Genomic DNA, 9,269 nt, shown 5'->3' with positions numbered 1-9,269 from the left:
ATAAAGTGGAACTGACATCCTCGTTCATTTTGATGTATTAAATTTTCTTTTAGAAAATTTAGTTTGTTTTTCACTACCTATATCATTCCACTAGTACACTTAGATAAAGTGGAACTGACATCCTCGTTCATTTTGATGTATTAAATTTTCTTTTAGAAAATTTAGTTTGTTTTTCACTACGTATATCATTCCACTAGTGTACTTGAAAAAAGTGGTTTCTTGGTTTTAGCCGAATCTTCCTGAGATGTAGTCTTCTGTTTCTTTTTTTCCTGGTTGTAAAAAGATTTTTTTCGTATCATCAAATTCAATCAGGTTTCCATCTAAAAAGAAGGCCGTTTTATCAGAAATTCGTGAGGCTTGGGAAAGATTATGGGTAACGATGATCATCGTATATTTCTCTTTCAATTCCAACAAGGTCCCTTCGATTTTCGCGGAAGAAATCGGATCTAGCGCACTGGTAGGCTCATCCAGCAAAATGATTTGCGGATCCACCGCTAGAACACGTGCAATACAGACTCGTTGCTGCTGACCGCCAGACAAGGACAACGCACTGGTATGCAATTTGTCTTTCACATCATCCCATGCAGAGGCAGCTTTTAAACTTTCTTCAACTACCTGATCAAAGACATGCTTGTCTTTTTCACCCTTTAATTTTAACCCATAAATGATATTTTCGTAAATTGAAAAAGGAAAAGGATTTGGCTGTTGAAAAACCATGCCGATTTCTTTACGCAATTCAACGGTATCCTGCCGAGGACTGTAAATATCCTGTCCTTTATATAGAACATTTCCGGTGATTGTCACATTTGGAATCAAATCATTCATTCGATTCAATGAACGCAGATACGTGGATTTCCCACAACCGGAAGGACCGATCATTGCAGTGATCTCTCCCTTGTTGATTCCCATAGAAATGCCTTTCAAGGCTTCTTTTTTTCCATAATATAAATGCAAATCTTTTGATGCAATAATTTCCTCTGCCATAAATGCCTCCGTTTTTCTCGACAACTTGGATTACCCAAAGTGGCCGGAAACATAATCTTCTGTCGCTTGGATTTTCGGGCGGGTAAAGATTTTTCTTGTCTTATCATATTCGATTGCTTTTCCAAGATAGAAAAATGCGGTATAATCGCTGATCCGTGCCGCCTGCTGCATATTATGTGTCACAATTACAATCGTATAGTGTTCCTTCAAGTTTATCAGTGTTTCCTCCACCGTCCCAGTAGAAATCGGATCCAACGCGCTGGCTGGTTCATCCAACAAAAGGATATCCGGTTTCATGGCGATTGCTCGGGCAATACACAGCCGCTGCTGTTGACCGCCAGATAGGGCCAAGGCACTTTTATCTAAACTGTCTTTGACTTGATCCCACAAAGCGGCTTGCTTCAAACTTGTTTCAACGATTTCATCTAATTTCTTTTTATTTTTTTCCCCATGGCGTTTGAGGGCAAAAGTGATATTTTCATAAATAGATTTACTGAAGGGATTTGGGCGTTGAAAAACCATCCCAATTCGTTTGCGCATTTCGTAAACGTCGACATTGTCCTGATTGACATCGACTTCTTTGTACATAATCTTGCCGGTAGTTTTCGTATTGGCGATTCCGTCATTCATTCGATTTAAAGATCGTAGATACGTTGATTTCCCACAGCCGGAAGGACCGATTAATGCCGTGATTTTATTCTTTTCAAACTGCAAATCGACACCTTTGATTGCTTCGTTTTGTCCGTACCACACATGCAGGTCTTCCGTGTATAACGCAATTTCCTGCTGTTCCTCCATCGTGATGATATGACGATCCTCTAAATTATATTTACTCATACTTGAATCTCCTTAAGCAGATGTCATTTTCTTATAAAGTCGTTTGCCCGCTGCCCGTGCACCTATGTTGAACAACAGTACAGCAATAATCAAAACAGCTGAAGCTCCAGCGGAAACCTGCACACCATCTGGCATCGTTCCTTCGGTATTTATTTTCCAAATATGCACAGCCAATGTTTCTGCTTGCCGGAAAATACTGATAGGGCTAGAAACACTTAATGGATTCCAATTACTAAAATCCAATGCTGGTGCGCTTTGTCCGGCGGTATAGATCAAGGCAGCAGCTTCTCCAAAAATTCTGCCTGAGCTAAGGATTACGCCCGTTAAAATTCCAGGGGTTGCTTCAGGAACAACCACTCGTGTCACAGTTTCCCAGCGTGATAAACCTAAGGCTAAGCCTGCTTCTCTTTGGGTGTAATGAATGGCTTGTAAGGATTCTTCCACATTTCTGGTTAATAAAGGTAAATTGAAAAAGGTCAATGCCAATGCACCGGAAATAATTGAGAAGCCATATTGAAATTGAATAACAAAAATTAAAAAGCCGAACAAACCGACAACAACTGATGGCAAAGAGCTTAGAATCTCGATGGATGTACGGATGACATCTGTCAGCCAATTTTTTCCCGCATACTCGGAAAGATAAATCCCTGCTCCCAAAGAAATGGGAAAACTGATTAGCATCGTGATAAACAGCAAGTAAAAGGAATTAAATAGCTGAATGCCGATTCCCCCACCCGTTTGATAAGCCTTCGAAGGTTGGGTTAAAAAGCTCCAAGAAATATGAGGTACACCTCGGACTAAAATATAAAGCAATAAGGCTGCCAAAATCAAAACAATGATTCCGGAGATTCCGTATAAAACCCCAGTGGCAATTTTATCTGAGCGTTTGGCATTCATTATTTCAGTGCCCCTTTCTTCCCAATCATGCGAATAATTATGTTAAATAGTAAGGACATCAATAGAAGAATCAATGCCAGTGACCATAAGACATTATTTTCCACTGTTCCCATGATGGTATTTCCGATACCCATGGTCAAGATGGATGTCAAGGTTGAAGCGGGGGTTACCAAACCGGATGGCAACAAAGCCGCATTCCCGATAACCATTTGAATCGCCAACGCTTCTCCAAAAGCCCGTGCCATGCCAAAAACCACGGCGGTCAAAATTCCTGGAACTGCTGCACGTAAAACAACCTTATAAATCGTTTGCCAACGGGTGGCACCTAAAGCCAAGGATGCCTCACGATAATGGCGAGGAACAGCTTTCAAAGCATCTGCCGTCATAGTTGTTACGGTTGGCAAAATCATAATGAATAAGACAAACGTTCCTGCCAGAATCCCAAAACCAGTTCCACCAAAAACGGAACGAACGGCTGGAACAATGACGGATAACCCGATAAATCCATAAACTACAGAAGGAATTCCAACCAGCAACTCGATGACTGGCTGCAAGATTTTCTGTCCTTGTTTTGGTGAAATTTCTGTCATGAAAACAGCAGCGCCAATCGCAAATGGAGTCGCGATAATCGCTGATAAAAATGTCACAATAAACGAGCCGGCAATCATTGGCAAAGCTCCTACTAAAGGTTTGCCATTTGAACCAATTTGACTAGGATTCCATTCAGTACCAAACAGAAAATCAAACACATTAATTCCATCCGTAAAAAATGTTGCCAATCCACGACTAGCAACGAAATAAAAAATCGACAGCACAACCAGAACAATCAATGCGATACATAAAAAGCTGATGATTTTTCCTCGTTGCTCAATTCGCGCACGCTTCGATTTCCTTAACAATACTTTTTTTACATCTTCCAAGAGGGCTCCTCCTCAATTTGAGTGTTTCATACCATACGCTCTTAGTTTACGCCGTCAACATCAATTTGCCTTTAACTTAATGTAAATTTTGTGTAAAGATTAGTTGACGATATTTCCCTGCCAATCCCGTTCGACTTTCATGTCAGAAATCGGGATGTAGCCCAGTTTGCCTACAATATTGTCTTGGACTTCATCTGACAGCATGTATTCCATAAATTCGGCTGTCAATTTTTCTGGTTTTCCTTTTGTATACATGTGTTCATATGCCCAGATTTTCCAATCATTCGTTGTCACATTTTCATCGGTGGGCGCTACTCCGTCAACCTTCAATGTCGCTACCGCATCCGTGACATATGAAAAAGCAACATAGCTGATTGCCCCCGGCGTATCTGCCACGATTTGACGGACCATTCCACTGGAATCTTGTTCTTGGGCTCGGATAGCTGTTTTATCTTCCAACACCCACTTCTCAAAGGTACCTCGTGTTCCACTACCGGCAGCCCGGTTTAAAATGACGATTGCCTGATCAGCGCCCCCAAGTTCTTTCCAATTGGTAATTTTTCCTAAGAAAATATCCCGTAAATCTGCTAATGCAATATCTTCAATTCCGATTTTTTTATTTACGATTGGTGTGATTCCCACCGCTGCGACTCTGTGATCCTGCAATTTTGATGCATCAATGCCGCTTTTTTCTTCCGCAAAAAGATCTGAATTTCCGATTTCAACAGCTCCAGATTGAACTTGACTTAATCCGGTCCCGCTGCCGCCTCCTTGTACATTGACAAATTTTCCCGGAAATTTATTTTGATATTCTTCAGCTACCGTTTCAACAAGGGGCTGTAAGGCGGATGATCCAACCGCTGTAATCGATTCTCCGCGATCGATCCATTTTGCACAGCCGGTCAAAAGTAGGATCATTCCCAAAAATGGGAGTAAAAATTTCAATTTTCTCATTTGATTTGCTCCTTAATTGGTTGATTAAAACAACTCTATTCTACCATTATCCACTAGGAATACGAAAGCCTTATTTACTGACCACCATGAAAAGAACCCCGAGCTTTATTGTTCACTTTCTAAAATAGAAGCTGTACTAAGGAAATCTAGGCTTGTTCCTACGTTTCTGTTTTCCTGCTCCTATGCCGAAAAAAAGCAAACCGAAACGATTTCCGGCTTGCTTTTATTTCTACAAAAAATTTTCTTATAATAATGGCGAAACCAAACGACCTAGTCCTTCTTTTAACTTGATCACCACACCTCGTTGTGCGTATCGTTCTTTTGTCAATACTTGCGATTTTTTTGAATCTTCTAAAAAAGCCTGCTGAACTTGTTGGGTGATTGCTTCATCATAAATGATTGCATTCACTTCAAAATCCAATCGGAAAGAGCGGACATCAATATTTGCCGAACCAACGGACACAATGCCACCATCGATAATCATCGTCTTGGCATGAACAAATCCATTTTCATAGGTTTCAATAATTGCCCCAAACTCGATTAGTTCTGCCGCAAAAGAATAAGTAGCCCAGTAGACCAACGGATGATCCGGTTTGTTAGGGATTTGCATCTGCACTTTAACCCCTGACAATAATGCCAGTTTTAAAGCTTCATGAATTGATTCATCCGGAATATAATAGGGAGTTTGAATCAAAATTTCTTCCTTTGCCATGCTGATCATTTTCAAGTAAGTCATTTTGATTTGTTCAAACTTAGAATCAGGACCGCTTGTCACGATTTGAATCGCTTTCTTCCCATTTGACTGAATTGGCGGAAATAACTCTTTGGCATATTGGACTTCTTGAGTATGTTGGGAATTCCAATCCATTAAAAATCGGTTTTGCAAAGAATAAACAGCTGGACCATGAATCCTTAAATGATTGTCCCGCCAATAACCAAATTTTTTCACCAAACCTAAATACTCATTACCAACGTTAAATCCACCAGTATAGCCAATTTCTCCATCAATCACCACAATTTTTCGGTGATTCCGATAATTAATTCGGGGATTGATGTAAGGAACAAATAATGGGAAAAAGAACGCCACGACACCACCATGTTCTTTCAAAGGTTGAAAAAAATTCTTGCGGACTTGCGTTGAGCCCCATGCATCAAGCAGTACCCGTACCTTGACTCCCCGTTTTGCTGCGTCTACTAATGCATTTCGGACCTCTACTCCTAAGGTATCATCTCGATAAATATAGTATTCAAAATGAATATGGTCCTTTGCGTGACGGATATCCTCGATCAATTGATCGAATTTTTCCCGACCATCGATAAATAATTGAATTTCATTAGTAGATGTGTACAATGAATGCTCAAAAACCGTCAGCATATAAACTAACTGCTTGACGTTCACCTGTGCGGTAGATGGATGAGGAAATAAATCTCGCTTCAACGCTTGCCGTTGTTCTTCAATTTCCACATTCATCCCGATTTTTCCTTGCATTTTTAAATCAAAAATCTTATCCTTTGAAATTCCTCGGCCAAAGAAAATGTACAAAATAAAACCGACCACCGGAATAAACATCAATACCAGCAGCCAAGCCCAAGTTTGTGCCGTTTGTTTGCGTTCGCGGAAAACAATAATAAATGAAAGCAAAATATTTGCGACCGTCAAAATCGTAAACACATTTTCAGTAATGTACTGCACGTTTCTCCTCCTCTGTATTCTCTACTAAAGAATAGCGAAGTTGCGAAAAGAAGTAAAGGCATAACCGCTGATTTCTCCCCGTGTTTCACATTTTTTCGTCAAAAAAGCACCCTGCAAAAATAGCAGGATGCTGTCAAAATCAATTGTTAAGCTTTTAAGAATCGACGCATGGAAATGATTGAACCAAGAGAACCGATTACCATACCCAAAACGACCATCAATAAACAAATTTGCAACGTAAACGTATCCGGCTGCAATAAGCTGTAGTTGGAACGCAAGAGCATTGGATTGACTAAACGATAAACTTGACGATACCCAAAAACCATAATCAACACAGGAATCACAGCGCCTAAAAGACCAATCCAACCGCCTTCAAGGAAAAACGGCCAACGAATATACCCATTCTTGGCACCTACCAGACGCATGATCTGGATTTCCCGTTGCCGAGATAAAATAGTAATTCGAATCGTGTTGGAAATCAAAAACATTGCAACGAACAGCAGCAATACCGCTCCTGCTAAGCCCCAAGTTTTGACACCATCAGCGATTCCAAAGATTTTATCTGAATTGGCACCACCATAATCGGCCTTAAACACACTCGGCAGTTTAGCCGCTTCTTTTGAAATTTGTTTGGTGTAATCCGGACTCTGAGTGCTGACAACGAACACATCATAAAGAGGGTTACTGTCGCCTTCGAATAAATTCCAAGAATCTCCCATTGCTTTTTGGATTTTCTTTAATTCGTCATCTTTATTTGAAAAAGTGACTTTCTTTACGTGCTCAATCCCTTTTAATTCGGTTTCTAATTTATCAATATCCTCTTGTTTTGTACCAATATCGATAAAAACAGAAACATCCACGTTTTTTTCAATATCTTGTGCTAATTTTGTGGCATTCATGATAACTGCCATAAAAATTCCCACTAGAGTCAATGTGATGGTTACCGCACTGACGGAAGCGACTGTCATCCAGCCATTACGCTTCAGACTTTTCATGCTTTCTAAAAGATGTCGGAAAAAAGTTCTAATCATCGTATCCATATTCCCCTTCCGCTTGGTCACGAATTATCCGACCGTTTTCAATCGCAACCACCCGATGGCGGATCGTGTTAACGATCGTGCTGTTATGGGTTGCCATCACTACCGTCGTTCCTTGCGCATTGATGCGATCCAACAATTTCATGATTTCCCAAGAATTTTCAGGGTCAAGGTTTCCGGTAGGCTCATCGGCGATCAATACTTTCGGCGTATTGACGATTGCTCGGGCAATCGATACCCGCTGTTGTTCCCCACCAGATAATTCACTTGGAAATACCCGTACTTTATGTTTTAAACCAACCAAGTCCAAAACTTCCATGACACGTTTTTTGATGTCGCGTGGTTTTCTTCCGATAACTTGCATTGCATAAGCAACATTTTCATAAATCGTTTTCTTTGGCAACAATTTATAATCTTGGAACACGATACCGATTTCTCGACGCAATAAAGGAACATCGCGGTTTTTTATTTTCAACAGGTCATAGCCTGCAACGTTGAGGGTACCCTTTGTCGCTTTTTCTTCACGATACATAAGTTTGATAAAGGTTGATTTCCCAGCCCCAGAAGGACCGACCACATAAACAAACTCACCTTGATCGATATTGATCGTGATATTACGGATGGCTGTAGTACCATTTGAGTACTTTTTCATTACATCCTTCATTTCAATCATGGCTATCTCTCCATCTTCTTTTATTCGATACTGACGTATTATAGCACGGGAATATTTCAGCATTTTTTCACAACTTTACAGTTTCATTTCAATTGAATGAAACTTGCTGATTCTTATGCTTTATTTAATTTCATTTTTAAATATGCATCAATAAATCCATCTAAATCTCCGTCCATCACCGCTTGGACATTCCCAGTTTCATAATTGGTTCGATGATCCTTGACCATTGAATAAGGATGGAAGACGTAAGAACGGATTTGCGAGCCCCAACCAATCTCCATTTGATCCCCACGAAGAGCAGCGGCTTCTTGTTCTTTTTTCTCCATCTCCAATTGATACAATTTTGCCTTCAACATGCTCATGGCTGTATCCCGGTTTTGAAATTGTGATCGTTGTGCTTGACTGGCAACCACGATCCCTGTTGGAATATGTGTGATTCGAACAGCAGAAGAGGTTTTATTGATATGCTGTCCACCAGCACCGCTTGCCCGAAAAACATCGACTTTCAATTCATCCGGATTGACTTCAATATCAATGGTATCATCCAATTCCGGCATCACATCCACCGAACAAAAAGAAGTATGACGACGATTGGCTGAATCAAAAGGAGAAATTCGAACCAACCGGTGAACTCCTTTTTCTGATTTCAAATACCCAAATGCATTGTGTCCCTTGATTAATAAAGTCACACTTTTGATACCAGCTTCGTCCCCAGACTGATAATCCAGCATCTCCACTTGATAGCCATGCTGTTCGCTCCATCGCGTGTACATTCGCAAAAGCATGCTGCCCCAATCTTGGGATTCTGTTCCGCCAGCACCAGGGTGTAATTCTAAAATCGCATTGTTGCGATCGTAAGGTTCATCCAATAGCATCGCTAATTCATAGCTTTGCATTTTTTCCTGTAATTTCTGTAGGCGTTCTGACAATTCTGTTTCCATTTCCGAGTCAGATTCTTCCTCCAACATTTCTTCCATGACTGTCAATTCTTCCACTTCATCTGTCAATTGATGAAATTGATCGTAGGCTTCCTTACGGACATTGTTTTCACCAATGACTTGTTGTGCAGCTTCGGCATCATCCCAAAATCCCGGTTCTGCCATCTGAGCTTCCGCTTGAGCAATGTCTTCTTCCAACTGATCTAAGTCAAAGAGACCTCCTGAAGCTGACCGTTTTTTCTTTCATTTCTGTTAATTGATTTCGCATTTCCGCTAATTCCATTGGATAAGTTCCTCCTTAAAATGATGAAAATTTTTAAAATTTCCACTGTTTTT

9 protein-coding genes are annotated in these 9,269 nt (G+C 40.4%); all 9 read right to left on the bottom strand.

Annotated elements, in window-relative coordinates; genetic code table 11:
• Positions 1–225: 225 nt before the first annotated feature.
• On the bottom strand, positions 226–984 hold the full coding sequence (gene pstB, locus FFM66_RS04010) for a phosphate ABC transporter ATP-binding protein PstB (RefSeq protein WP_048604917.1): 759 nt from the start codon (positions 982–984) through the stop codon (positions 226–228).
• A 30-nt stretch (positions 985–1,014) separates the two neighbouring features.
• Entirely contained in the window at positions 1,015–1,821 is an 807-nt protein-coding gene (gene pstB, locus FFM66_RS04005; RefSeq protein ID WP_137605046.1) for a phosphate ABC transporter ATP-binding protein PstB, read from the bottom strand.
• Positions 1,822–1,833: 12 nt separating this feature from the next.
• Positions 1,834–2,718, bottom strand: a complete 885-nt coding sequence (gene pstA / locus FFM66_RS04000) for a phosphate ABC transporter permease PstA (RefSeq protein WP_048604915.1) — start codon at positions 2,716–2,718, stop codon at positions 1,834–1,836.
• Positions 2,718–3,638 carry a phosphate ABC transporter permease subunit PstC gene (gene pstC / locus FFM66_RS03995; protein ID WP_048604914.1) on the bottom strand — a complete coding sequence of 307 codons (921 nt, stop codon included), beginning with the start codon at positions 3,636–3,638 and terminating at the stop codon, positions 2,718–2,720. Before pstC ends, pstA begins: the two co-directional genes overlap by 1 nt.
• A 99-nt stretch (positions 3,639–3,737) precedes the next feature.
• Positions 3,738–4,592: a phosphate ABC transporter substrate-binding protein PstS gene (locus tag FFM66_RS03990; protein ID WP_048604913.1), complete on the bottom strand. Its 855-nt coding sequence runs from the start codon at positions 4,590–4,592 to the stop codon at positions 3,738–3,740.
• Positions 4,593–4,836: 244 nt separating this feature from the next.
• Entirely contained in the window at positions 4,837–6,285 is a 1,449-nt protein-coding gene (gene cls, locus FFM66_RS03985; protein WP_137605045.1) for a cardiolipin synthase, read from the bottom strand.
• Positions 6,286–6,431: 146 nt separating this feature from the next.
• Positions 6,432–7,316 (bottom strand): permease-like cell division protein FtsX, encoded by an 885-nt coding sequence (gene ftsX / locus FFM66_RS03980; RefSeq protein WP_082147287.1) that lies wholly within the window; start codon positions 7,314–7,316, stop codon positions 6,432–6,434.
• The gene (ftsE, locus tag FFM66_RS03975) at positions 7,309–7,995 is read right to left on the bottom strand and encodes a cell division ATP-binding protein FtsE (RefSeq protein ID WP_048604910.1); all 687 of its coding nucleotides are present in this window, start codon (positions 7,993–7,995) and stop codon (positions 7,309–7,311) included. The genes ftsX and ftsE overlap by 8 nt, the downstream gene beginning before the upstream one ends.
• Before the next feature lie 113 nt (positions 7,996–8,108).
• Positions 8,109–9,216, bottom strand: a protein-coding gene (prfB, locus tag FFM66_RS03970) for a peptide chain release factor 2 (protein WP_137605044.1) whose coding sequence is annotated in 2 segments (ribosomal slippage) — positions 8,109–9,143 and positions 9,145–9,216 — 1,107 coding nt in all. Because the reading frame shifts where the segments join, the coding sequence is not laid out codon by codon here.
• Positions 9,217–9,269 lie beyond the last annotated feature (53 nt).

This window comes from Enterococcus songbeiensis, from assembly GCF_005405265.1.
In the GTDB taxonomy this organism is placed as follows: domain Bacteria; phylum Bacillota; class Bacilli; order Lactobacillales; family Enterococcaceae; genus Enterococcus_C; species Enterococcus_C songbeiensis.
Note: the sequence above shows the minus strand (reverse complement) of the source record. Positions and strands in the feature narration are given on the sequence as shown.

What these genes read in the sequence shown, in the direction of transcription:
- pstB (WP_048604917.1), bottom strand. Translation starts at nt 984, where the DNA reads ATGGCAGAGGAAATTATTGCATCAAAAGATTTGCATTTATATTATGGA.
- FFM66_RS03990 (WP_048604913.1), bottom strand. Translation starts at nt 4,592, where the DNA reads ATGAGAAAATTGAAATTTTTACTCCCATTTTTGGGAATGATCCTACTT.
- pstA (WP_048604915.1), bottom strand. Translation starts at nt 2,718, where the DNA reads ATGAATGCCAAACGCTCAGATAAAATTGCCACTGGGGTTTTATACGGA.
- pstB (WP_137605046.1), bottom strand. Translation starts at nt 1,821, where the DNA reads ATGAGTAAATATAATTTAGAGGATCGTCATATCATCACGATGGAGGAA.
- ftsE (WP_048604910.1), bottom strand. Translation starts at nt 7,995, where the DNA reads ATGATTGAAATGAAGGATGTAATGAAAAAGTACTCAAATGGTACTACA.
- ftsX (WP_082147287.1), bottom strand. Translation starts at nt 7,316, where the DNA reads ATGATTAGAACTTTTTTCCGACATCTTTTAGAAAGCATGAAAAGTCTG.